The organism is Paraburkholderia sp. GAS33, from assembly GCF_050436645.1.
GTDB classification, from domain to species: Bacteria; Pseudomonadota; Gammaproteobacteria; order Burkholderiales; family Burkholderiaceae; genus Paraburkholderia; species Paraburkholderia phenazinium_B.
Genome location: NZ_JBNDMP010000017.1, coordinates 56,377 through 78,504, shown reverse-complemented (window position 1 = coordinate 78,504; position 22,128 = coordinate 56,377). Strand labels below are relative to the sequence as shown.

Sequence of the window (22,128 nt, the reverse complement as noted above, 5' to 3'; positions counted from 1 at the left end):
GATGATGGCGCGAACGAGGGGATCAGGCAGGCCGGGACCGACCCGCTGGACTCTTTACGTTGGCGCGGTGGTCGCGATTGCCTGGATAGCGACGCAACTGTTCTACTTCGTGCAGATTGGCGTCTGGAACTACGTCAATCCGCAGTCGACGGCATTCATGCGCTCGGACGCGTGGACGCTCTCGCAGGACCGCCCCGACCTGTCGATCCAGCATACGTGGGTGCCATACGATCAGATCTCGCGCAATCTCAAGCGCGCGATCATTGCGTCCGAGGACGCGAACTTCGTGAACAACAACGGCTACGAGACCGACGCGATTCTGCAGGCGTGGGAAAAGAACAAGGCGCGCGGCAAGATCGTGGCGGGCGGTTCTACGATTTCGCAGCAACTGGCGCGCAATCTGTTTCTATCGCGGCAGAAGAGTTATATCCGTAAGGGGCAGGAGCTGATCATCACGTGGATGCTCGAGACCTTGATGGACAAGGAGCGGATCTACGAGATTTACCTCAACTCGGTCGAGTGGGGGAATGGGGTTTATGGGGCTCAGGCTGCCGCGAACTATTACTATAAGACTTCGGCGGCTAAGCTCACCGCGTGGCAGTCGGCGCGGCTGGCGGTGATGCTGCCGAGGCCTAAATATTTTGATGAGCATCGGAGTTCGCCGTATCTCGCGCAGAGGGCGGGGGTGATTGCTCATCGGATGGGGGCGGCTGAATTGCCGGAATGAAGGTGGGGGCCTGCGGCGGCTTGGGTTGGGTTGTTGTTCTTGCGGTGTTGGCCTTTCCTTGCTTTCTTATTGGTTTGCTTGCGTTGCCCCTGTGCGGGGCGGCACCTACTTTTCTTTGTCCCACAGGGACTACCTTCGGGTCGCCGCCGCAAAGAAAAGTAGGCAAAAGAAAGCGGGCTCACACCGCTAGCCTGTAGGTGTGCACCACTGGCATGAAGCCGGAGTGGTCCGCGCACGCATTGCGCTCTCGCACCACACCCGTCAGTGACACAGCGCTCATCCGTTCCAGCGTTGCGCTTCGCGCCCCGCCGTCGGGCCTACCCCCCCTTCTACAAACTCTGCAGGAATTCTAACTTTACTGAGCGTCTGCTCATTCGGTGGACTGTCGAGCTCCGCTTTTGCGATCGCGCAATTGAACGTACGGCCGAGTCGGCTCGGCATGTTGCGCGTGCCACCCTCACCGTCCCCCGGTGCACCCGTCCGCCGCGCACGTAGTGCGCTGGCGGGATGGATGAGTCCTTTGTCACCAGGTGGGAGAGTGCGAGGGACGATTTCGTGCGCGTACCACTCTGAAGTGAGGTAAGAGGTGGACACCTACAAGCTGGCGGTGTGAGCCCGCTTTCTTTTGCCTACTTTTCTTTGCGGCGGCAAAGAAAAGTAGGTGCCGCCCCGCACAGGGGCAACGCAAGCAAACCGATAAGAAAGCAAGGAAAGGCCAACACCGCAAGAACAACAAACGAACCCAAGGCGCCGCAGGCAAACCCCGCAAAACCCGCGCCCAGCGGCCAAATCCCATTATATGAATACAACACTCACATATTGGAGATTTGAATAAAACCGCCCTACAATCCGAAGCACCAAGCCTGCAGGGCACGGCTAAGAAGCCCACGCGCCGAGCGCGAATTAGAGCCGCCTGCAAGGCAAAAAGAGTCCAGAACCTCCGCGCACCCAGCAAGCGCGGCCGGCTGGACCATACGATCGGAGACAACAGCCATGCCCCTCACCGTCAGGCAGCAATCGCGCGCATATAGCGCGCCGTCCCGTTTCTCTGGCCGCCACGCCGGTCCCGCGCGCTAACACCCCAACCAGTCGCCCAATCGCCATGAACAAAGCGATGTCCACCCACGCCGCAGCCGACCACGACGCCGACTCCGAAGCCCTGCCGCAATCGCGCCCCCGCACGCCCAACGGTGCGCCCGGCTCACATGCCCCCGCCGACGGAATCGCGCTGCCCAGCACGCTGCTCGACATCACGCCGCAGCAAGCCGGCACGCAGACCTTGTTGCGCGGTCTCGCGATTCTCGAAGCTGCCGCCGCGGGTGTACGCGATCTGCGTACCTTCGGCGCCGCGCTCGGCACGACCCGCAGCACGACGCACCGGCTCGTCAGCAGCCTCGTCCAGGCGCGCTATCTGCGTCAGGTGCAAGGCGGCTATCTGCTCGGCCCGAAGCTGATCGAACTCGGCACCATCGCGCTCGAACAGATGCCGCTCACCACCGTGGCCCGGCAACATCTCGAATCGCTCGCCGAACAGACGCTCGATACGATCCACCTCGGCGTGCGCGATGGCGACGACGTGCTCTACATCGACAAGATCCCCGGCACGCGTGGTCTGGAAATGCGCTCGCGCGTGGGGCACCGCATGCCGCTGGCCTCCACTGGCATCGGCAAGGCGATGATGCTCGATCTCACGCCCGATTCCTGGCAGTCGCTATTCGACGCCTCGCGTCGTGCGCTCGCTGGCGTCAGCTTCAAACCCGATAACCGCCCCGACATGCCGACCTTCATGCAACGCATGACGAACTACTCGGCCGGTGGCTATACGTTCGACCTCGAGGAGAACGAGGCGTCGATTCGGTGCGTCGCCGCGCCCGTGCGCGATGCGTCGGGTTCGATCGTCGCGGCGCTGTCGGTGGCGAGCACGATTCCCTATATGTCGCTCGAACGGATGGACGAACTGATTCCAGTCGTGCAGCGCGAAGCACGCGCCATCTCGGAAGAACTCGGCTGGCGTGTGCCGCAGCCGGCGACGCGCAGGATCAAACGATGACGCAAGCGGGTTCCCCCATGCCGGCCGCTCAACTCGCAGGCGCTGTAGAGGCCGCCAGCGTGACGGACGCCGCGCTCGACGCGAGTGGCGCAGCAACCGCGCAAACGCAGGCCGTCAGCCTCGATCAGGCCGCGTTGGTCGCGCTCGACTGGGGCACGACATCGTTGCGCGCCTATCTGTTCGACGCCGCCGGTAACGTGCTGGACACACGCGAGTCGACCGCGGGCATCATGAATCTGCCGCGTCCGGCGGCGGATGGCGGCTTCGATGCGGCCTTCGAGTCCGCTTGCGGCGCCTGGCTGGAGCGTGCACCCAATGTCCCGGTGATCGCAGCCGGTATGGTCGGCAGTGCGCAAGGCTGGCTCGAAGCACCCTATGTGGATGCGCCGGCGAGCGCCGATGCGCTGGTCGATGGCATCGTCCGTGTGCAAACGGCACGGGGAGTGACGCTGCATATCGTGCCAGGCGTGCTTGAGCGCGGCGAACTGCCGAACGTCATGCGTGGCGAAGAAACGCAAATTTTCGGCGCGCTCGGCGATAGCCCCGCAGCCGCAACCGATGGACAGCACGAACTGATCGGCCTGCCCGGCACGCACGCGAAATGGGTGGTGGTGCGTGGCAGCCGCATCGAGCGCTTTCATACCTTCATGACCGGCGAAGTCTTCGCAGCGCTGCGGGAGCATACGATTCTCGGCCGCACCATGGTGACGCCCGATCGTATGGACACCGAGGCATTTCTGCGCGGCGTGAACAACGCACGCCTGAAAGGGCAGGCTGGGGTGCTCGCCACGATATTCAGCACGCGCACGCTCGGCCTGACCGGGCAACTCGCGGGCCAGCAGCAGCCCGACTATCTGTCAGGTCTGCTGATCGGCCATGAGCTTGCCGGCCTCGACGCGGTCCTCGTGCAACATCAAAGCAAGCTCGACGGGCACGCGCTGCGCCTGATCGGCAATGAGGCGCTGTGCGGGCGTTATCAGCTCGCGCTGACCCAATTCGGTTGTACCGAGGCGGAACTGGCCCGGCAAGCCACCGAACGCGGTCTGTGGCGCATCGCGACGCAGGCCGGGCTTGTCGCGCCGGCGGCCGGTGCTGCACAGGCCGCACGTGCCGCCGGCGGTTAGTCAGAAGGTTAAGCGGCCGCGCACGACATAGACAAGGAATCGACATGCAACCTCATATCAACCTACCCGCTCCGTATCTGCCGCATGCCGGTCTGATGGCGGCATTCGAAGCGTGTCCGCTTATCGCCATCCTGCGCGGCGTCACGCCGGCGGACGCCGCCGAGCACGCTCAGGCGCTGTATGAGGCGGGGTTTCGGATCGTCGAAGTGCCGCTGAATTCACCGCAGCCGTTCGACAGCATTGCCGCGATCCGCAAGGCCTTGCCGGCCGATGCGATCGTCGGCGCGGGCACCGTCCTGCATGCGAGCTTCGTCCACGATGTGTTGTTGGCCGGTGGCGAACTGATCGTGATGCCGCATAGCGACGCCGAGGTGGTGGCGGCAGCGAAGGCGCGTGGCCTTGCCTGTGCCCCGGGCGTCGCTACGCCGAACGAAGCGTTCCTCGCGCTGAAGAACGGAGCAGACGTGCTGAAGATGTTCCCGGCTGAACAGCTGGGCTGCCAGGTCGTGAAAGCCTGGCGCGCGGTGATCGCCGCCGAGGTGCCGCTGGTGCCAGTCGGCGGCATTACGCCGGACAACATGGGGCCGTTCCTGACCGCAGGCGCGAACGGTTTCGGGCTCGGTTCGGCGCTTTACAAGCCGGGCCAGAATGTGGCGGCGACGGCGTCGCATGCGCGGGCCTATATCAACGGCTTGCGAATCGCACGGGCGAGTGCAAAGAAATGAACCGGCTCGCCAACAAGGTCGCGTTGATTACCGGTGCCGGTCGCGGCATCGGCGCAGCCATCGCGCTGGCGTTTGCGCGCGAAGGTGCGGCGGTCGTGCTGGCGGAACTGGATGTTGAAACCGCGCAGCGCACCGCGCGCGACATCGAGGCGGCGTGCAAGGCAACCGGCGCTGGCAGTGCGAATGGCGCGAGTGCGGCGCGCGGTCCTGCAACAGCCGGCGCCAAAGTACTTGCCGTGCAGACCGACGTGACGCAATCCGCCTCGGTGCAGCACGCCGTGCGCGAAGCGGAAAGCACCTTCGGCGCGGTCGATGTGCTGGTCAACAACGCCGGCATCAACGTGTTCTGCGACCCGCTGACGATGACCGACGACGACTGGCGCCGCTGCTTCGCGGTGGATCTCGACGGCGTCTGGAACGGTTGCCGCGCGGTGTTGCCGGGAATGGTGGAACGTGGTGCGGGCAGCATCGTGAACATCGCTTCGACACATGCGTTCAAGATCATCCCGGGCTGCTTCCCGTACCCGGTTGCGAAGCACGGTGTGATTGGATTGACCCGGGCCCTCGGTATCGAATACGCGCCGCGCAATGTGCGCGTCAACGCAATCGCACCGGGCTACATTGAAACGCAGTTGACGCATGACTGGTGGAACGGTCAGCCGGACCCGGCGGCCGCGCAGCAGGCGACGCTCGATCTGCAGCCGATGAAGCGAATCGGCCGCCCGGAAGAAGTCGCGATGACGGCAGTGTTTCTCGCCTCGGACGAGGCACCGTTCATCAACGCGAGCTGTATCACGGTAGATGGCGGGCGCTCAGCGCTGTATCACGACTGAGCCACCGTCTGGAGAAAACCCAGGCGGCACGCCGTGGAAAGTGTGCCGCTGTGAAGCCCAACGAAGCAAAGCGCCACAGAGCGCGACGATCAGTTTCAGCCGGTTGACGCGCTGGCCGCGTGTGTCAAGGACCGGATAAGAAGACGCGGCCGATACCTTCTCGTTATCTACTAATTAGTCAGGAGACTGCAACATGAAACGTAGAATTTTCCTCACGCTGGCAGCTGCAGCAGCAGGGGTGCTGTTCAATGCACCGGTCGTCCAGGCCGCCGATCAGGTCAAGATCGGTTTTCTGGTGAAGCAGCCGGAAGAACCGTGGTTCCAGGACGAATGGAAGTTCGCCGAGATCGCTGCCAAGGAAAAGGGTTTCACGCTGGTGAAAATCGGTGCTCCTTCCGGCGAGAAGGTCATGAGCGCGATCGACAACCTGGCTGCACAGAAGGCGCAGGGTTTCATTATCTGCACGCCGGACGTCAAGCTTGGACCGGGGATCGTCGCCAAGGCGAAGGCTGACGGACTGAAGATGATGACGGTTGACGACCGCCTCGTCGACGGCGCCGGCAAGCCGATCGCATCGGTGCCGCATATGGGCATTTCGGCCTACAACATCGGCAAGCAGGTCGGTGACGGTCTGGCTGCGGAAATCAAGAAGCGTGGCTGGGACATGAAGGATGTGGGCGCGATCGACGTGACCTACAACCAGCTGCCAACCGCTGTTGACCGCACCGGCGGTGCAACCGACGCGCTCGTGGCCGCCGGCTTCCCGAAGGCTAACGTGATCGAAGCGCCGCAAGCGAAGACCGATACGGAAAACGCTTTCAACGCCGCCAACATCGCGCTCACCAAGAACCCGCAATTCAAGCACTGGATCGCCTACGGCCTGAACGACGAAGCCGTGCTTGGCGCTGTGCGTGCAGCGGAAGGCCGCGGCTTCAAGGCGGACAACATGATCGGCATCGGTATCGGTGGTTCGGACTCGGCTCTGAACGAGTTCAAGAAGCCGACGCCGACGGGCTTCTACGGCACCGTCATCATCAGCCCGAAGCGCCATGGCGAAGAAACCTCGACGCTGATGTACGACTGGATCACGCAAGGCAAGGAACCGCCGGCACTTACGCTGACGACCGGCATGCTGGCCACGCGTGACAACGTCGCGGACGTGCGTGAAAAGATGGGTCTGGCATCGAAGTAAGCAGTCTTTAATAGACGTGCAGCGGCTGGGCGCCGGACAGCAATGATCCGGCGCCTGGTCGTCCCGGCAGCACATGCAAGGCGCGGATCAATTGCCGTGCTCGCAGGCGCAACAGCAGTAGAGACAAACCGGTGTGCCGGCGACGCGGGAGAAACGCGCCGGACCGCTCGGTTCACAGGATGCAACAGGAGGCGAAGTGTCAGCGACGCTGCGTTTTGACAATATTGGTAAGGTCTTCCCAGGCGTGCGTGCGCTCGACGGCGTGTCCTTCGACGTGAACGTCGGCCAGGTGCACGGCCTGATGGGCGAGAACGGCGCGGGGAAATCGACCTTGCTGAAGATTCTCGGTGGTGAATATCAGCCGAATTCCGGCCGCCTGTTGATCGATGGCAACGAGGTGCGCTTCGGTAGCGCGGCCGCGTCGATTGCGTCCGGAATCGCGGTGATTCACCAGGAACTGCAATACGTGCCCGACCTCACGGTCGCGGAAAACCTGCTGCTTGGCCAGTTGCCGAACTCGCTCGGCTGGGTCAACAAGCGCGAAGCCAAACGCTTCGTGCGCGAGCGGCTCGAAGCGATGGGCGTGGTGCTCGATCCGAACGCGAAGCTGCGCAGGCTCTCGATCGCACAGCGTCAGATGGTCGAAATCTGCAAGGCGCTGCTGCGCAATGCGCGTGTGATCGCGCTGGACGAGCCGACCAGCTCGTTGTCGCACAGCGAGACCGAGGTGCTGTTCAAACTGGTGCGCGACCTGCGCGCCGACAACCGGGCGATGATCTATATCTCGCACCGGATGGATGAGATTTATGAGTTGTGCGACGCCTGCACGATTTTCCGCGACGGCCGCAAGGTGGCCTCGCATCCGACGCTGGAAGGCGTGAAGCGCGACACGATCGTGGCCGAAATGGTCGGCCGCGAGATTTCCGACATCTATAGCTACAAGCCGCGCGAACTCGGCGAAGTACGCTTTGCCGCCAAGGGGATCGAAGGGCACGCGCTCAAGGAGCCGGCCAACTTCGAAGTGCGGCGCGGTGAAATCGTCGGCTTTTTTGGTCTGGTGGGCGCGGGCCGTAGCGAACTGATGCACCTCGTGTACGGCGCCGACAGCAAGAAGAACGGCGAGATCGTGCTTGACGGCAAGCCGATCAAGGTGCGCAGCGCCGGCGAAGCGATTCGCCACGGCATCGTGCTGTGTCCGGAAGACCGCAAGGAAGAGGGCATCGTCGCGATGGCGACCGTGTCCGAGAACATCAACATCAGCTGTCGCCGCCACTATCTGCGTGCGGGTTTCTTCCTGAACCGCAAGAAAGAAGCGCAAACAGCGGACAGTTTTATCAAGCTGCTGAAGATCAAGACGCCGAGCCGTCGCCAGAAGATCCGTTTTCTCTCCGGCGGCAATCAGCAGAAAGCGATTCTGTCGCGCTGGCTCGCGGAGCCGGATCTGAAAGTGGTGATTCTCGACGAACCGACACGCGGCATTGACGTCGGCGCGAAGCATGAGATCTATAACGTGATTTATCAGCTTGCGGAACGGGGTTGCGCGATCGTGATGATTTCGTCGGAGCTGCCGGAAGTGCTCGGCGTGTCCGACCGGATCGTGGTGATGCGGCAGGGGCGCATCTCCGGCGAATTGCTGCGCAGCAAGGCGAACGAGCAGGCAGTGCTGAGTCTCGCATTGCCGCAAAGTTCGACCGCACCGCAAGCCGCCGCGCCCGAAGCGGCCTGATATCGACCACCGACCGGACGCAAGTCCCCAATAACCCGTCAGCCCGTGACGAAAACGGGAGGAGTAATCAAATGCAAGCCAGAGAAAACCTCGCGCAACAGGCCGCCAAGAGTGCCGCCGAAGCGCTGATTCCGCAGAGCAACGACAAGCAGAAATGGTGGCAGCAGGTCACCGACTACAGCCTGATCGTGATCTTCGCGATCATGTTCATTACGATGTCGCTGACCGTCGATCACTTCTTCTCGATCGAAAACATGCTCGGGCTCGCGCTGTCGATTTCGCAGATCGGCATGGTGGCGTGCACGATGATGTTCTGTCTCGCTTCACGTGACTTCGATTTGTCCGTGGGTTCCACCGTGGCGTTTGCCGGCGTGCTGTGCGCAATGGTGCTCAACGCGACGGGTAACACGTTTATCGCCATCATTGCAGCGGTCGTGGCGGGTGGCGTGATCGGCTTCATCAACGGCGCTGTGATTGCGTACCTGCGCATCAATGCGCTGATCACCACGCTCGCGACGATGGAAATCGTCCGTGGCCTCGGCTTTATCGTGTCGCATGGTCAGGCGGTGGGCGTGTCGTCTGATACGTTTATCGCGCTGGGCGGCCTGTCGATGTTCGGCGTCTCGCTGCCGATCTGGGTCACGCTGTTGTGCTTCGTTGTGTTCGGCGTGATGCTTAACCAGACCGTGTATGGCCGCAACACGCTGGCAATCGGCGGCAATCCGGAAGCCTCGCGTCTCGCTGGTATCAACGTCGAGCGCACCCGTGTGTACATCTTCCTGGTGCAAGGCGCGGTGACCGCGCTGGCCGGTGTGATCCTCGCCTCGCGTATCACCTCGGGTCAGCCGAACGCTGCCGAAGGCTTCGAGCTGAACGTGATCTCCGCGTGCGTGCTGGGCGGCGTCTCGCTGCTGGGCGGCCGTGCGACGATTTCGGGCGTGGTGATCGGCGTGCTGATCATGGGCACGGTCGAAAACGTGATGAACCTTTTGAATATCGACGCGTTCTACCAGTACCTGGTGCGCGGTGCGATCCTGCTCGCTGCCGTGCTGCTCGACCAGCTGAAGAACCGCGGCTCGCGCGATTGATGCGCGGCGTCTGACTAACTGCCTTCTGAGGAAACGAACGATGTCGTCACCTGCCAATGCCAACGCCCGCCAGGCGGACAACGTGTACGCGCGTTATCCGAGTCTTGTAGACCGCACCGTGTTGATCACGGGCGGCGCGACCGGGATTGGCGCGTCGTTCGTCGAGCATTTTGCGGCACAGGGTTCGCGGGTTGCCTTCTTCGATATCGACGCGAGCGCCGGCGAGGCGCTTGCGGACGAACTCGGCGATTCGCGTCACAAGCCGCTGTTTCTGTCCTGCGATCTGACTGACCTCGACGCACTGCGCAAGGCCGTTGCCGATGTCAAAGCGGCACTCGGTCCGGTCGAGGTGCTCGTCAACAATGCTGCGAACGACAAGCGTCACAAGATCGAAGAGGTGACGCCGGCGTTTTTCGATGCGGCTATTGCCGTGAATATCCGCCACCAGTTCTTTGTGGCGCAGGCCGTGATGGACGACATGAAAGTGGCCGGACGCGGTTCGATCATCAATCTCGGCTCGATTAGCTGGATGTTGAAGCAGGGTGGCTTTCCGGTCTACACCATGTCGAAATCGGCCGTGCAGGGCCTCACGCGCGGTCTGGCGCGCGATCTCGGCCACTTCAATATCCGCGTGAATACGCTGGTGCCGGGCTGGGTCATGACCGAGAAGCAAAAGCGCCTGTGGCTCGACGATGCGGGGCGCCGTGCGATCAAGGATGGCCAGTGCATCGATGCCGAGTTGATGCCTGCTGATCTGGCACGTATGGCGCTGTTCCTTGCCGCCGACGACAGCAGCATGATCACCGCGCAGGACCTCGTCGTGGATGGAGGCTGGGCGTGAGCGCAGCCGTGCCTGTCACGCGTGCGGCGCTGCTGGTCGACGCCAAATGCACGCTCGGTGAGGGCGCGACGTGGTGCTCGCGCAGCGGCCGTTTCTACTGGACCGATATCGAAGGCGCGAAGCTCTGGCGCTATGACCCGCGCGACGGCCGCAGCACGTTCTGGCGCATGCCGGAACGGCTCGCGACATTTGCGCTCTGCGCCAATCCGCACTACCTTTTACTCGGACTCGCCTCGCATCTCGCGTTCTTCGACCTTGCAACTGGCGAGACAGAGCGTATTGTCGATGTCGAGCCGGGTTTGAATACACGCGTCAACGACGGCCGCTGCGACCGTCAGGGGCGTTTCGTCTTCGGTACGAAGGATGAGGGTTCGCCCTTACGCGCAGTGGGTGGGTTCTACCGTCTGAACCGCGATCTGTCGCTCGAGCGCCTGCCGTTGCCGGCGCCCGCGATTTCGAACAGCATTGCGTTCAGTCCGGATGGCGCGACGATGTATTACTGCGATTCGCCGACCCGCGAGATTCGCGCGTGCGATTACGGCGCGGACGGCAGTATCGCGAACGACCGGGTGTTCACGACGCTCGCGGACGCGACCGGCGAGCCCGACGGTTCGACCGTCGATCGCGACGGCGGCCTGTGGAATGCGCAGTGGGGCGGCGCTCGCGTGGTGCGCTACGGCGCCGATGGTGTCGAAACCGCGCGCGTCACGGTGCCGACCGTGCAACCGAGTTGTGTGGCGCTGGGCGGCACACAGCTTGGCACGCTGTACATCACGAGCGCGCGTACCGATCTGGATGCGGCGGCGCTTGCCGGCGACTCCCGCGCGGGCGGCGTGTTCGTGGCCGTGCCGGGACAGCGAGGCTTGCCCGAAGCGGTATTTCGGGGCGCACCGCTGCGGTGCAGGACGCAGGACGAGTGAGTTGAGCAAGGAAGGACTCAAAGAGGCAGCCGACCAAGGCGCCCACCAATAAAACATCCGTCAGCAATGACGGCAACGTCTCACGCCTCTCGATTGGAGCCTGATATGACTGTAGCGAATCTCGCATCCGCTTCACAGAATTCCCAGACTGCACAGACGCGCCGCGCCCGGCTGGCGGCCGCCGCCCATCCGGTGCTGGCGGGGCCGAGCACATCGGCGGTGGCGGTGGGTGAGACGAGTGGCGGCGACGTGGCGTGCGTGACGCTCGCCAACACCCATTTGCGGCTCGACGTGGCGCCGTCGCTTGGCGGCGGCATCACCCGCTTCGACTGGCGTAGCGACGGCGCGCTGGTGCCGATATTCCGCCGCTGCCGTCACGTCGCGTCCGATACCGATCCGAATCAATTGGCGTGCTATCCGATGCTGCCTTACTCGAATCGCATCGGCGGCGGTCATTTCGGCGTGGGCGGGCGACGCATCGACGTGCCGCGCAATCGTGTGGCTGAGCCGCTGCCCATTCATGGCGATGGTTGGCTGGCCCGCTGGGGTGTGGCAGAAACGAGCGCGGACCGCGTACGCCTGACGCTTGACCGCAGCGATGGCAAGCCCTTCGCATACCGCGCGACGCAGACGTATGCGCTCGAAGGCCCGACGCTCGTGATTACGCTCGAGGTCGAGAATACGGGACGCGATGCGCTGCCGTTCGGTCTCGGCATCCATCCGTTTCTGGTGCGCGACGCGCAAACTGAGCTGTCCGCGGCTGCCGCGGGACTCTGGTTGCAGGGTGACGACTGGCTGCCGCTGCGTCACGTGCCGGCGCCGCCGGCGTGGCAGTTCGGCGTGGCTTATCCGTTGCCGCAGACCATCGTCAATCACGCGTTTACCGGCTGGAGCGGACAGGCCGCGGTGGTCTGGCCAAAGCGGCGGTTGTCGCTGACGATTGCCTCGGACACCGACTACTACGTGCTCTACACGCCTCCGGGCGAGGATTTCTTTTGCTTCGAGCCGGTCGATCATCCGATCAATGCGATGAACCTGCCCGGCGGGGCGGCCTCCCATGGCATGACCATGCTGGCGCGCGGCGAGCACTTGCGCCGCTCGTTCCGGTTTACGGTCGAACGGACCGGCTTGCGCGCGGCGGCAGGGGCGCGGGGTTCGCGCCGGCAGTGAGAGGAGGTGGCGGCCCGCCCGCCGTGCTCTGCGCGAGGACGGGTAGAATACGCGCGCCACTTCTTTCATCAGCCCGCCGCGAGCCCGATATGTCCACTTTTATCCAGACACTCAACGACGCCTGGCAGCGCACGAATTCGCTGCTGTGCGTCGGCCTTGATCCCGAGCCCGCGAAATTTCCGGGGGCGCTCGCCGGCCGCGCCGATTCGATCTTCGAGTTTTGCCGCACGATCGTCGACGCGACCGCGCCTTATGCCTCGTCCTTCAAGCCGCAGATTGCGTACTTCGCCGCTCATCGCGCGGAAGACCAGCTTGAAGAGTTGATCGCGCATATTCATGCTCAACATCCGGGCCTGCCGGTGATTCTCGATGCGAAGCGCGGTGATATCGGCAGCACTGCCGAGCAATACGCACGCGAGGTGTTCGAGCGCTACCAGGCCGATGCGGTGACCGTCAATCCGTATATGGGCTTCGATTCGATCGAGCCGTATCTGGAACACGAGGGTAAAGGCGTGATCGTGCTGTGCCGGACGTCGAACCCGGGCGGCTCCGATTTGCAGTTTCTGGATACGGCGGGGCGTCCGCTGTATCAGGTGGTCGCGCAACTGGCGGCTCAGAAGTGGAACGCAAGCGGCCAGCTCGGGCTGGTGGTGGGCGCGACTTTCCCGAAGGAGATCGAGGTGGTGCGCGGCATTGTCGGTGAGATGCCGCTGCTGATTCCGGGTATCGGCGCGCAAGGCGGCGATGTCGAGGCAACGGTGAATGCGGGGCGCACCGCGGCGGGTACGGGCATGCTGATCAATTCGTCGCGCGCGATTATTTATGCGGGCAAGGGCGACGACTACGCGCAGGCCGCGGCGAAGGCGGCGATGGAAACGCGGGATCGGATTAATGGGTATCGGTGAGGGAAGGGCGGCTGCCTTTCATGAGGCGGCCGCTGTTTTCGCTACTCGGCGGTTGGCTGCGCCGTCGGCCCCAGCCGCGTGATAAATTCCGCCTGCGCCGGATAGGCGCTTCGCAGTGCGTCGACATCAGCCAGTTCAAACTCACTGAACTCGAACCCCGGTGCGACCGTGCAACCGACCAGCGCGAACGTCGCTGGATCTGCGCATTCCGCTGCAAACCATAAACCGGCTGGCACCACCGCCTGAAACACGGTGCCAGGATGCGTCAGTGCATTGCCGAGCTGATGCGTGACCAGTTGCCCATTCTCATCAAGAACGTGAACCAGCAGCGGCTCGCCAGCATAGAAGTGCCAGACTTCATCGGACTTGATCCGATGCCATGCCGAATGAGCGCCGTCGCATAACAGGTAGTAAATCGCCGTAGACGCCGAGCGCGTTTCTCCAGCCCCAGCCCCATCACGATTCACCCTCGCCGCCGAGCGATACGTTTCGCGAAAGTAGCCGCCCTCTGGATGCGCCTGCAACTCGAAGCGCCGAACCAGATCGTCTTTAGCCAACGAGGAAACTGGCATCGTTATCGCTCGCGCTCGTCGAGCAACGCCAGCAGTCCGCGCAGCGCATGCGCCGCCGCCTGCACGCGGATCCTCTCGCGGTCACCCTTGAATACAACTGTTTCCACCGACGTATGCAGCCGGTTGGTCCAGCCGAACGACACGGTTCCGACCGGCTTCGTCTCGGTGCCGCCGCTCGGGCCGGCCACCCCGGTAATCGCCAGCGACACCTGCGCGCGGCTATTGCGCAGCGCGCCCTCGGCCATCGCGCGGGCGACCGGTTCACTGACTGCCCCGTGTTTTTCGATCAGATCCGGCGGCACGCCGATCATTTCGCTCTTGGCCTGATTCGAATACGTGACGAAGCCGCGCTCGAACCAGCCGCTGCTGCCGGAGATGTCGGTAATCGCCGTTGCGACCATGCCGCCCGTGCAGGACTCGGCGGTCACGAGCATCAGGCGTTCGTCGCGCAACCGGTTGCTGACGCGGATAGCGAGTTGGTGGACGACGGAATCGGTAGCCATGCGTAGGTCCGGAAAAACGTGTGACGGTCAGACCGCCATGCGCCACAGCGCGATCACGAGCAAAGTAAAAAAGGCGGCGACCAGGTCATCGAACATGATGCCAAAACCACCTTTCAGTCTGCGGTCGAAGTAACGGATAGGCGGAGGTTTCACCATGTCGAAGAAACGGAACAGGATGAAGGACCACACCTGGCCGGTGAAAGTGATCGGGGTCACCATCAGCAGCACCAGCCAGAACGCAACAATTTCGTCCCAGACGATTGCCGATGGATCGTCGATGGCGAGCTTTTTCGCGGTAAAGGCGGTGATCGAGATGCCGGCGAAAAAGCCGACGATAATCAGCACGCCCCAGTCGAGCACCGTCAGATAGCGGTTGAGCACGGCGAACGATGCCCATCCGAACAGCGTGCCGACCGTGCCGGGCATGATCGGCGACAGGCCGCTGCCAAAACCGAGCGAGATCAGATGCAGCGGATGCGTCAGCATGAAACGCGCGGTGGCCCGGCGCGGCCGGACAGGACGGGGCTCAGGCGAGCCCGGCGGCCCTCCGTGTAACGGGCCGTCGGACAATTCGTCGGCTGGGCCGAGCGAGGGTTCAGTCTGCATGGAAATGATCGAAGCCTTGCAAGGTCAAGGTGAGCGGGGTGCCGGTTGCGTCATGCCAATGGATCGCAGGGCCGTTTGCCGATGGCCCAAGAGCGTTTATTGTACCGACACGGGTAAGCGGAAGATTTACCTTGTGACCAGCTTCTTCGATCGCTGCGCGCGCGCTCACCGGCGCGGTGAAGCACAGTTCGTAGTCGTCGCCGCCCGCCAGTGTGCAGCGTCGTTGCACTTCGGCGGGCAGCCTGCGCAGCGCATTCGAGCGGGGCACGGCGTCGGCGTCGACCCGCGCTTCGAGTTGCGAGCGTTCGAGGATATGCAAGAGGTCGCCGGCGAGGCCGTCGGAGATATCGAGCGCGGCATGTGCAATACCGCGTAACGCCAGGCCCAGTTCGACGCGCGGTTCGGGGCGTTCAAGGGCGCGGCGAAATGTCGCAGCGTCCGTCTCTCCGGCTGACCACTCGCCGCGTATCATGCCCAGCCCCGCGCGCGCGTCGCCGAGCGTGCCGGAAATCCAGATGTCGTCGCCGGGCTTGGCTGCATCGCGACGCAGCGCCAACTGTGGCGGGACGCTGCCGAAAACGGTAATGCACAGGTTCAGCGGTCCGGCAGTCGTATCGCCGCCCATCAGCTCGCAACCATAGCGTTCTGCAAGTTCAAAGAGGCCGTCGCTAAACGCGGAGAGCCAATCTTCGCGCGCCTCCGGCAGGGCGAACGCCAGCGTGAACCCTTGTGGCTGCGCGCCCATCGCGGCCAGATCCGAGAGGTTCACCGCCAACGCTTTATGTCCGAGGGCGTGCGGATCGATATCAGGGAAGAAATGACGTCCTTCGACCAGCATGTCCGTCGAAATCGCCATCATTTCGCGAGGACGCGGCGCCAGCAATGCGCAATCGTCGCCGATGCCGAGTTCCCCTTCTTCAAGGCGCCGGCTTATGGCGTCGGCGCGGCGCGCAAAAAAACGGTCGATTAGCGAAAACTCGGAGAGCATAGTAGAGGTCCGTGCACGGAAAAGCGCTTTAGCAGCGGCCAACGGCGCGCATTGTACGGTTAAATTGCTGCGCCGCGGCAATGATCGCGACCACGGAGGCACGAAAACTTTCGCTTTATTTCAGTCGCGGCAGCTATGTCCCTGATTGCAGGAATCACGATGGGGAATGGCGCTACAATGCCGTCGAGTATCTATTCTAATCCGCACTCCAAGCCCGCCTTATGTCGAATCCCGTCAACACCAAACTCCGCGAAGCCGCTCTCGATTATCACGAATTCCCGACCCCCGGGAAGATCGCGATCGCGCCGACCAAGCAAATGATCAACCAGCGCGACCTCGCACTGGCGTATTCCCCGGGTGTCGCGTTCGCGTGCGAAGAAATCGTCGAGAACCCGTTGAATGCCGCGCGCTTCACCTCGCGCAGCAACCTGGTCGGCGTTGTGACGAACGGCACCGCGGTACTGGGTCTCGGCAATATCGGCCCGCTCGCATCCAAGCCGGTGATGGAAGGCAAGGCGGTGCTGTTCAAGAAGTTTGCCGGCATCGATGTGTTCGATATCGAGTTGAACGAGTCCGATCCGCACAAGCTGGTCGAAGTGATCGCGGCGCTCGAACCGACCTTTGGCGGCATCAACCTCGAAGACATCAAGGCGCCGGACTGCTTCATCGTCGAGCGCGAATGCCGCAAACGCATGAAGATCCCGGTGTTCCACGACGACCAGCACGGCACGGCCATCGTCGTCGCGGCGGCGATCACCAACGGCCTGAAGGTCGTCGGCAAGAGCATCAAGGAGGTCAAGCTGGTCTCGTCCGGCGCGGGCGCTGCCGCCCTGGCCTGTCTGGACCTGCTGGTCGACATCGGACTGCCCCTCGAGAACATCACCGTGACCGACCTGGCCGGCGTGGTCTACAAGGGCCGTACCGAGCTGATGGATCCGGACAAGGAGCGTTTCGCGCGCGAAACCGACGCCCGCTCGCTGGCGGAAGCGATCGGCGGCGCGGATGTTTTTCTCGGCCTGTCAGCTGGGGGCGTGCTCAAGCAGGACATGGTCAAGCAGATGGCAGACAAGCCGCTGATTCTGGCGCTGGCCAATCCGACGCCGGAAATCCTGCCGGAACTGGCGCTCGAAGTGCGCCCGGATGCCGTGCTGTGCACCGGCCGTACCGATTACCCGAATCAGGTGAACAACGTCCTCGTGTTCCCATTCCTGTTCCGCGGCGCGCTGGATGTGGGCGCGACGACGGTAACGCGGGAAATGGAAATTGCTGCGGTCAATGCCATTGCTGAGCTGGCGCGTCAGGAGCAGAGCGACATCGTCGCGACTGCTTATGGCATCCAGGACCTGTCGTTTGGGCCGGCTTACCTGATTCCGAAACCGTTCGATCCGCGTCTGATCGTCAAGGTCGCGCCTGCTGTTGCGAAGGCCGCGATGGCATCAGGCGTGGCGGAGCGTCCGATCGAAGATATGGACGCGTACGAGCAGCATCTGCAGCAGTTCGTCTACCACAGCGGCACGACGATGAAGCCGATTTTCCAGCTCGCCCGTGGCGTCGAGCCGGAGAAGAAGCGCATTGTGTTCGCGGAAGGCGAAGAAGAACGCGTGCTGCGCGCGCTGCAGATCATCGTTGACGAAAAGCTGGCCAAGCCGATCCTGATCGGCCGTCCGGCGGTGATCGAGCAGCGCATTGCGCGCTATGGCCTGCGTTTGATCAACGGTCAGGACTACACGGTGGTCAACACGGACCACGACGAGCGTTATCGCGACTTCTGGCAGACGTATCACAAGATGATGGCGCGCAAGGGCATCAGCGAGCAGATGGCCAAGCTCGAAATGCGCCGCCGCACCACGCTGATCGGCTCGATGCTGGTGAAGAAGGGCGAGGCCGACGGCATGATCTGCGGCACGGTCAGCACGACGCATCGCCATCTGCACTTTATCGACCAGGTGATCGGCAAGAAGGAAGGCCGCAACACCTACGCGGCGATGAACGGACTGGTGCTGCCGGGCCGGCAGATTTTCCTCGTCGACACTCATGTGAACGTCGATCCGACGCCTGAGCAGCTCGCCGAGATCACCATCATGGCGGCCGAGGAAGTGCGCCGTTTCGGCATCGAGCCGAAGATCGCGCTGGTTTCGCATTCCAACTTCGGCACCAGCAACGCGCCGACTGCCCAGAAAATGCGCGACACGCTCGAGATCCTGCGCGAGCGCGCGCCTGACCTGCAAGTAGACGGCGAAATGCACGGCGACGTCGCACTCGATCACAACCTGCGCCGCGAAGTGCTGCCCGAATCGACGCTCGAGGGGGACGCGAACCTGCTGGTCCTGCCGAACATCGACGCGGCCAACATTTCCTACAACCTGCTGAAGACGGCTGCCGGCAACAACATCGCGATTGGCCCGATCCTGTTGGGCGCGGCCAAGCCGGTCCATGTGCTGACGGCTTCGGCGACGGTGCGCCGGATCGTCAACATGACGGCGCTGCTGGTGGCAGACGTGATCGCTGCGCGCTAAGCGGCGATAGCCCACACGAGCGCCGCAAGGCGAAAAAAAAGGCGTGCCCGCAATGGGCACGCCTTTGGGCAAACAGGGGATTGTCACCCAATAAAGACCAAACACGACGGTAAATCCACCTCACTGTGCGCGAAACAGAGCGGCCAGATTCGCCCATCCCGCACCTTACCGTCGAGGCTAATTTTAGCTTGACCAAGCTATAAAAATCTGTCAAAAGTCGTCAAGATTGCTTGAGCGGCGTGTTCCCGCAACATGGGAACCTTTCGTTCGCCGAACGAACGTTGATTCCAGAGACCATTAGCGATACCCTTACGTCTTTCATGGTCGTCAAACTCGTGATCTGACAGCGGGAACCTGATTCATGGCACGCAAGTGGCTCCGCAACGGCGTGCTGATCGGCGCCCTGGCGTTTGGCGGTTTGTGCGGGGGTCTGGTCAACAGCGCGTTTGCGCGGGACTATTCGGCGCCCAGCAATGGCGACAATCAGGTGCAGGGCACCATCGCGGTCGCGCAGTTACCGCGTGAAGCAGTCAATACTTTGAACTTGATTGCCGCAGGCGGGCCTTACCCGTATGAGAAGGACGGGATCGTATTCGGCAACCGCGAAGGGCTGCTGCCACCGCATCGGCGCGGCTATTATCACGAATACACCGTTCCTACGCCGCGCGCCCACAATCGCGGCGCGCGTCGCATTGTCTGTGGGGGTCCGCTGCAGCGCACCGATAATTGCTTCTACTCGGACGACCACTACACCAGTTTTAATCGTATTGTTGAATGACATCGGGATGAACGGCATGAGCGACAACGTCTACGCGCACGACTCCGGAGTCGCGACGGATCTTTTCGCGGCCGGCGACGGCAATATGTTTCAGCGCGTCATGCAGATGCGCACGGCCGGTGACGGACGGGACACCCAGAGCGAAGCCAGCACTGTGCTTTCATCGAACGAGGGGCCTATGAGTCTTTTCAAGACCGTACGACCGAACATCGTACAGTCGATCCGCGCCTTTCGCGTGCAGGATCTCGCTGACGAGGCCAGCCAGCTCGGCCAGCACTTTCTGTATGCGTTCTGCGCGAACGCGCAGTCCAAACAAGAAGTTCTCGAAACGATTGCGACGTCATTTCTGTTTCCGAAGCACTTCGGCAAAAATTACGATGCCCTCTACGATTGCCTGACCGATCTGGTCGCCAAGGCGGGTGCGCAACCGGGTTTCGTCATCGTGCTGGAGGCGCTGCCGGTGGCACAGAAATTCGATAAGGAAGGGCGCGAAACGCTGCTCGACGTATTCCGCGAGGCCTCCGAATTCTGGGCCGAGCGCAAAGTGGCGTTCCGTGTGTTTTATTCGTTCGCCTGAGCGTCCGAGTCGCCAGAATACGCATGACTGAACAAAGCAAAGGCCCGCCAATTGGCGGGCCTTTGCTTTGGATCGGGTCAGTTCGATATACTGATCAGATTACCAGCCACCCCAGCGTGCAGCCAGCGCGGCCAGCACGGCGATCCCAGCTGTTTCCGTGCGCAACACGCGCGGTCCTAGCCCCACAGCGGTAAAGCCATGGCTCGTCGCTGCCGCTTCTTCTGCAGCCGAAAATCCGCCTTCCGGTCCGATTAGCAACATGACGCGCCCGCGCGGCGGTTCGACCGGCAATGCGTTGAAGCTGATGCTTGCCCGCGGCGACAACAGCAGGCGCAACTCGCCTTCTTCAGTGGCACGCGGCAGCGCGCCCAGCCATGTCGCGATTTCACGTACCGGTGCGACTTCAGGCAGGCGATTGCGTCCGCACTGTTCGCACGCCGCGCGCACGATGCCTTGCCAGTGCACGTGACGCCGCTGTGCGCGTTCGCCGGACAAGCGCACCACGCTGCGCGTCGTGGTGAGCGGCACGAAACTGGACGCGCCGAGTTCCACGGCCTTCTCGATCAGCCAGTCCATCTTGTCCCCACCGGCGATGCCTTGCGCGAGGGTCAGGTGATAGGGCGGTTCCACCTCGATTTCGCGGAATTCCCGAATCTTGACGGTGGCCGAACGGCGTTCTACTTCGATCAGTTCAGCGCTGTACTCGCCGCCGTCGCCGTTGAAAAGCACGATCGAATCACCCGGTTGCAGACGCAGGACCAGGATGTGCCGTGTGACGTCATCGGGAAGCTGCATGATGTCGTCGGGCTTGAGTGACGTACCGACGAAGAAGCGAGGCATCAGGAAAATACTCATTAGTTCACGAAAGGTGGCGAGCGAGCGCCCATCGGTAGCCGTCCAGGTCTTCGACCTGTGCAAAACGGTCACCCCAGAACTGATCTTGCGGCTCGCTCAACGATTTCGCGCCAGCCGCCAGCGCTCGCGCATAAACCGCGTCGACATCGTCGACATAAACATAGAACGATTGCGGTGCAATTGCGCCCGCGCTTTTGGGAGTCTTCGCTGTCGAGCCGAACGCGCCTTCCGGCGCGAACATCACAATCAACTGGCCTTGATAGACCATTTCGACATGCATGACGATCCCGTCGTCCTGGACGCTGTCGCGTACCTCGAAGCCAAAGGCGGCTTCGAAGAATGCAATGGCGGCACGTGCGTCCCGTACCGTCAGATAGGGGGTCAACCAGGGCACACCGGCTGGGCGGGAGGCGGTCATGGAGTTCTCCGGATCTAGCTAGGGTCAGCGGGGCACGAGCAGCAGAGCCAGGTGGCCGGCGCACGAGACCTCCGCGCCGACCAAACCGCACATTCTGCCGCTGCGTTACCTTACTGGCTTTAAGAATTGACTTAGTTTATCGCGCACTGCGCGAGATGCGGAGAAGAGTCCGGCATGGGCGTGCTCGTCGTACCAGCCGAGCCCGGAAATCTGCCGGGCGGCGAGGCGTCCGGCGAGTTCGGCCGGAGTCAGGGCGGTGGGGTCGAGCGAATCGCTGGCGGTGGCCATCATCCAGAGCGAGCCGTGCAGCGGCACGTATGCGCCCATGGTGCGGACCACAGTGAAGGCTTCGTTCAGCCCGTCTAACAGCTTCGCGGCACGCGTGGCCTGGAAATACGGCGCGCCGAGATGCATCGACAAGGCTGCGTTCGGGTTCATCACGCGTTTGAGCTGTGCATAGAACGCCTGGGTGTACAGGACCGCGGCCGGAGAGTCGGGTGGAGTCAGGTCGAATACGACCAGGTCGAACTGTTCTTCGCAGGTCGCGACGAATTCGGCGGCGTCTCCTATTACCAGGTCCACACGCGGATCGTCGAACGCGCCGTCGTGGACCTGGGGCAGATACTCACGTGTGAGGCGCACGACTTCCGCGTCGAGTTCGGCTACGACGATTCGAGTAATGCTCGGATGCCGCAGCAGTTGCCGCGCCGCTCCACCGTCGCCACCGCCCAGTACCAGAGCCGCGCGCGGCGCCGGATGGGCCAGCGCGTTCGGATGCACCATGCATTCGTGATAGATGAACTCGTCGCCGACGGAAGTCATCGGGCGGCCGTCGAGCGTGAAAAGCCGCCCGAGTTGCGGCGTGTCCCAGACCTCGATCTGCTGATGAGGCGACGCGACACTCGCGAGGCGTCGCGAGTTGGGGAAGCCGTACAGGACGTAAGGGGTCGGCTGGAAAAGTAGCGGGACGCTCACGGTGAACGGGGCGCGGACGGGCGCGGCGAGTTGGCGATG

The 22,128-nt window shown here is 62.8% G+C and carries 22 protein-coding genes; 15 read left to right on the top strand and 7 right to left on the bottom strand.

The window, feature by feature from the left end; genetic code table 11:
- Positions 1–4 precede the first annotated feature (4 nt).
- From mtgA to pyrF, 12 genes are all read left to right on the top strand, one after another.
- Positions 5–727 (top strand): monofunctional biosynthetic peptidoglycan transglycosylase, encoded by a 723-nt coding sequence (mtgA, locus tag P3T24_RS34690; protein ID WP_074265842.1) that lies wholly within the window; start codon positions 5–7, stop codon positions 725–727.
- 1,102 nt (positions 728–1,829) lie between these two features.
- Positions 1,830–2,777 (top strand): IclR family transcriptional regulator, encoded by a 948-nt coding sequence (locus tag P3T24_RS34685; protein WP_074262509.1) that lies wholly within the window; start codon positions 1,830–1,832, stop codon positions 2,775–2,777.
- Positions 2,774–3,901, top strand: coding sequence for a 2-dehydro-3-deoxygalactonokinase (locus tag P3T24_RS34680; protein WP_429441305.1), 1,128 nt, complete (start codon positions 2,774–2,776; stop codon positions 3,899–3,901). The genes P3T24_RS34685 and P3T24_RS34680 overlap by 4 nt, the downstream gene beginning before the upstream one ends.
- Positions 3,902–3,945: 44 nt before the next feature.
- The gene (locus P3T24_RS34675) at positions 3,946–4,626 is read left to right on the top strand and encodes a 2-dehydro-3-deoxy-6-phosphogalactonate aldolase (protein ID WP_074262507.1); all 681 of its coding nucleotides are present in this window, start codon (positions 3,946–3,948) and stop codon (positions 4,624–4,626) included.
- Positions 4,623–5,459: an SDR family oxidoreductase gene (locus tag P3T24_RS34670; RefSeq protein ID WP_429441302.1), complete on the top strand. Its 837-nt coding sequence runs from the start codon at positions 4,623–4,625 to the stop codon at positions 5,457–5,459. The genes P3T24_RS34675 and P3T24_RS34670 overlap by 4 nt, the downstream gene beginning before the upstream one ends.
- Before the next feature lie 193 nt (positions 5,460–5,652).
- Positions 5,653–6,651 carry an arabinose ABC transporter substrate-binding protein gene (locus tag P3T24_RS34665; protein ID WP_074262505.1) on the top strand — a complete coding sequence of 333 codons (999 nt, stop codon included), beginning with the start codon at positions 5,653–5,655 and terminating at the stop codon, positions 6,649–6,651.
- 196 nt (positions 6,652–6,847) lie between these two features.
- Entirely contained in the window at positions 6,848–8,377 is a 1,530-nt protein-coding gene (araG, locus tag P3T24_RS34660) for an L-arabinose ABC transporter ATP-binding protein AraG (RefSeq protein WP_429441299.1), read from the top strand.
- A gap of 71 nt (positions 8,378–8,448) precedes the next feature.
- On the top strand, positions 8,449–9,465 hold the full coding sequence (gene araH, locus P3T24_RS34655; protein WP_074262503.1) for an L-arabinose ABC transporter permease AraH: 1,017 nt from the start codon (positions 8,449–8,451) through the stop codon (positions 9,463–9,465).
- Positions 9,466–9,505: 40 nt separating this feature from the next.
- Complete coding sequence (locus tag P3T24_RS34650; protein WP_429286623.1) at positions 9,506–10,306, top strand: SDR family NAD(P)-dependent oxidoreductase; 801 nt, start codon at positions 9,506–9,508, stop codon at positions 10,304–10,306.
- Positions 10,303–11,226: an SMP-30/gluconolactonase/LRE family protein gene (locus P3T24_RS34645; RefSeq protein WP_429441296.1), complete on the top strand. Its 924-nt coding sequence runs from the start codon at positions 10,303–10,305 to the stop codon at positions 11,224–11,226. The genes P3T24_RS34650 and P3T24_RS34645 overlap by 4 nt, the downstream gene beginning before the upstream one ends.
- 105 nt (positions 11,227–11,331) lie before the next feature.
- A complete protein-coding gene (locus tag P3T24_RS34640) occupies positions 11,332–12,396 on the top strand; it encodes an aldose 1-epimerase (RefSeq protein ID WP_429441293.1) in 1,065 nt (354 codons plus the stop codon).
- A gap of 89 nt (positions 12,397–12,485) precedes the next feature.
- Positions 12,486–13,301: an orotidine-5'-phosphate decarboxylase gene (gene pyrF, locus P3T24_RS34635; protein ID WP_074262499.1), complete on the top strand. Its 816-nt coding sequence runs from the start codon at positions 12,486–12,488 to the stop codon at positions 13,299–13,301.
- A 41-nt stretch (positions 13,302–13,342) separates the two neighbouring features.
- Here pyrF and P3T24_RS34630 read toward each other — a convergent pair whose 3' ends face one another.
- From P3T24_RS34630 to thiL, 4 genes are read right to left on the bottom strand one after another with little or no spacing between them, the layout of a single operon-like run.
- Positions 13,343–13,873 (bottom strand): cupin domain-containing protein, encoded by a 531-nt coding sequence (locus tag P3T24_RS34630; protein WP_429441290.1) that lies wholly within the window; start codon positions 13,871–13,873, stop codon positions 13,343–13,345.
- A 2-nt stretch (positions 13,874–13,875) separates the two neighbouring features.
- Positions 13,876–14,376, bottom strand: a complete 501-nt coding sequence (locus tag P3T24_RS34625) for a CinA family protein (protein ID WP_074262495.1) — start codon at positions 14,374–14,376, stop codon at positions 13,876–13,878.
- 27 nt (positions 14,377–14,403) lie between these two features.
- A complete protein-coding gene (locus tag P3T24_RS34620; RefSeq protein ID WP_429441287.1) occupies positions 14,404–14,982 on the bottom strand; it encodes a phosphatidylglycerophosphatase A family protein in 579 nt (192 codons plus the stop codon).
- A complete protein-coding gene (gene thiL, locus P3T24_RS34615; RefSeq protein ID WP_429441285.1) occupies positions 14,972–15,970 on the bottom strand; it encodes a thiamine-phosphate kinase in 999 nt (332 codons plus the stop codon). The genes P3T24_RS34620 and thiL overlap by 11 nt, the downstream gene beginning before the upstream one ends.
- Positions 15,971–16,191: 221 nt before the next feature.
- Between thiL and P3T24_RS34610 the strand changes: the two genes are divergently transcribed.
- The 3 genes from P3T24_RS34610 to P3T24_RS34600 all read left to right on the top strand — a co-directional run bounded on the left by P3T24_RS34610 (position 16,192) and on the right by P3T24_RS34600 (position 19,841).
- Entirely contained in the window at positions 16,192–18,486 is a 2,295-nt protein-coding gene (locus tag P3T24_RS34610) for an NADP-dependent malic enzyme (protein WP_074262492.1), read from the top strand.
- A 361-nt stretch (positions 18,487–18,847) separates the two neighbouring features.
- A complete protein-coding gene (locus tag P3T24_RS34605) occupies positions 18,848–19,264 on the top strand; it encodes a ribonuclease (protein ID WP_429286616.1) in 417 nt (138 codons plus the stop codon).
- Positions 19,265–19,271: 7 nt separating this feature from the next.
- Positions 19,272–19,841 (top strand): barstar family protein, encoded by a 570-nt coding sequence (locus P3T24_RS34600; RefSeq protein WP_174567496.1) that lies wholly within the window; start codon positions 19,272–19,274, stop codon positions 19,839–19,841.
- A gap of 99 nt (positions 19,842–19,940) precedes the next feature.
- Here the strand turns inward: P3T24_RS34600 and P3T24_RS34595 are convergent, their stop codons facing one another.
- From P3T24_RS34595 to speE, 3 genes are all read right to left on the bottom strand, one after another.
- Positions 19,941–20,681 (bottom strand): 16S rRNA (uracil(1498)-N(3))-methyltransferase, encoded by a 741-nt coding sequence (locus P3T24_RS34595; protein WP_074262487.1) that lies wholly within the window; start codon positions 20,679–20,681, stop codon positions 19,941–19,943.
- A 19-nt stretch (positions 20,682–20,700) separates the two neighbouring features.
- Complete coding sequence (locus P3T24_RS34590; RefSeq protein WP_074262486.1) at positions 20,701–21,114, bottom strand: VOC family protein; 414 nt, start codon at positions 21,112–21,114, stop codon at positions 20,701–20,703.
- 105 nt (positions 21,115–21,219) lie between these two features.
- Entirely contained in the window at positions 21,220–22,089 is an 870-nt protein-coding gene (gene speE, locus P3T24_RS34585) for a polyamine aminopropyltransferase (RefSeq protein ID WP_429441283.1), read from the bottom strand.
- Positions 22,090–22,128: the final 39 nt, after the last annotated feature.

Coding starts and splice junctions, on each gene's coding strand:
- P3T24_RS34590 (WP_074262486.1), bottom strand. CDS start 21,114: ATGACCGCCTCCCGCCCAGCCGGTGTGCCCTGGTTGACCCCCTATCTG.
- P3T24_RS34665 (WP_074262505.1), top strand. CDS start 5,653: ATGAAACGTAGAATTTTCCTCACGCTGGCAGCTGCAGCAGCAGGGGTG.
- P3T24_RS34685 (WP_074262509.1), top strand. CDS start 1,830: ATGAACAAAGCGATGTCCACCCACGCCGCAGCCGACCACGACGCCGAC.
- P3T24_RS34640 (WP_429441293.1), top strand. CDS start 11,332: ATGACTGTAGCGAATCTCGCATCCGCTTCACAGAATTCCCAGACTGCA.
- P3T24_RS34650 (WP_429286623.1), top strand. CDS start 9,506: ATGTCGTCACCTGCCAATGCCAACGCCCGCCAGGCGGACAACGTGTAC.
- P3T24_RS34625 (WP_074262495.1), bottom strand. CDS start 14,376: ATGGCTACCGATTCCGTCGTCCACCAACTCGCTATCCGCGTCAGCAAC.
- P3T24_RS34670 (WP_429441302.1), top strand. CDS start 4,623: ATGAACCGGCTCGCCAACAAGGTCGCGTTGATTACCGGTGCCGGTCGC.
- P3T24_RS34600 (WP_174567496.1), top strand. CDS start 19,272: ATGAACGGCATGAGCGACAACGTCTACGCGCACGACTCCGGAGTCGCG.
- P3T24_RS34630 (WP_429441290.1), bottom strand. CDS start 13,873: ATGCCAGTTTCCTCGTTGGCTAAAGACGATCTGGTTCGGCGCTTCGAG.
- mtgA (WP_074265842.1), top strand. CDS start 5: ATGGCGCGAACGAGGGGATCAGGCAGGCCGGGACCGACCCGCTGGACT.
- P3T24_RS34675 (WP_074262507.1), top strand. CDS start 3,946: ATGCAACCTCATATCAACCTACCCGCTCCGTATCTGCCGCATGCCGGT.
- thiL (WP_429441285.1), bottom strand. CDS start 15,970: ATGCTCTCCGAGTTTTCGCTAATCGACCGTTTTTTTGCGCGCCGCGCC.
- araH (WP_074262503.1), top strand. CDS start 8,449: ATGCAAGCCAGAGAAAACCTCGCGCAACAGGCCGCCAAGAGTGCCGCC.
- pyrF (WP_074262499.1), top strand. CDS start 12,486: ATGTCCACTTTTATCCAGACACTCAACGACGCCTGGCAGCGCACGAAT.
- P3T24_RS34680 (WP_429441305.1), top strand. CDS start 2,774: ATGACGCAAGCGGGTTCCCCCATGCCGGCCGCTCAACTCGCAGGCGCT.
- P3T24_RS34595 (WP_074262487.1), bottom strand. CDS start 20,681: ATGCCTCGCTTCTTCGTCGGTACGTCACTCAAGCCCGACGACATCATG.
- P3T24_RS34620 (WP_429441287.1), bottom strand. CDS start 14,982: ATGCAGACTGAACCCTCGCTCGGCCCAGCCGACGAATTGTCCGACGGC.
- P3T24_RS34605 (WP_429286616.1), top strand. CDS start 18,848: ATGGCACGCAAGTGGCTCCGCAACGGCGTGCTGATCGGCGCCCTGGCG.
- P3T24_RS34610 (WP_074262492.1), top strand. CDS start 16,192: ATGTCGAATCCCGTCAACACCAAACTCCGCGAAGCCGCTCTCGATTAT.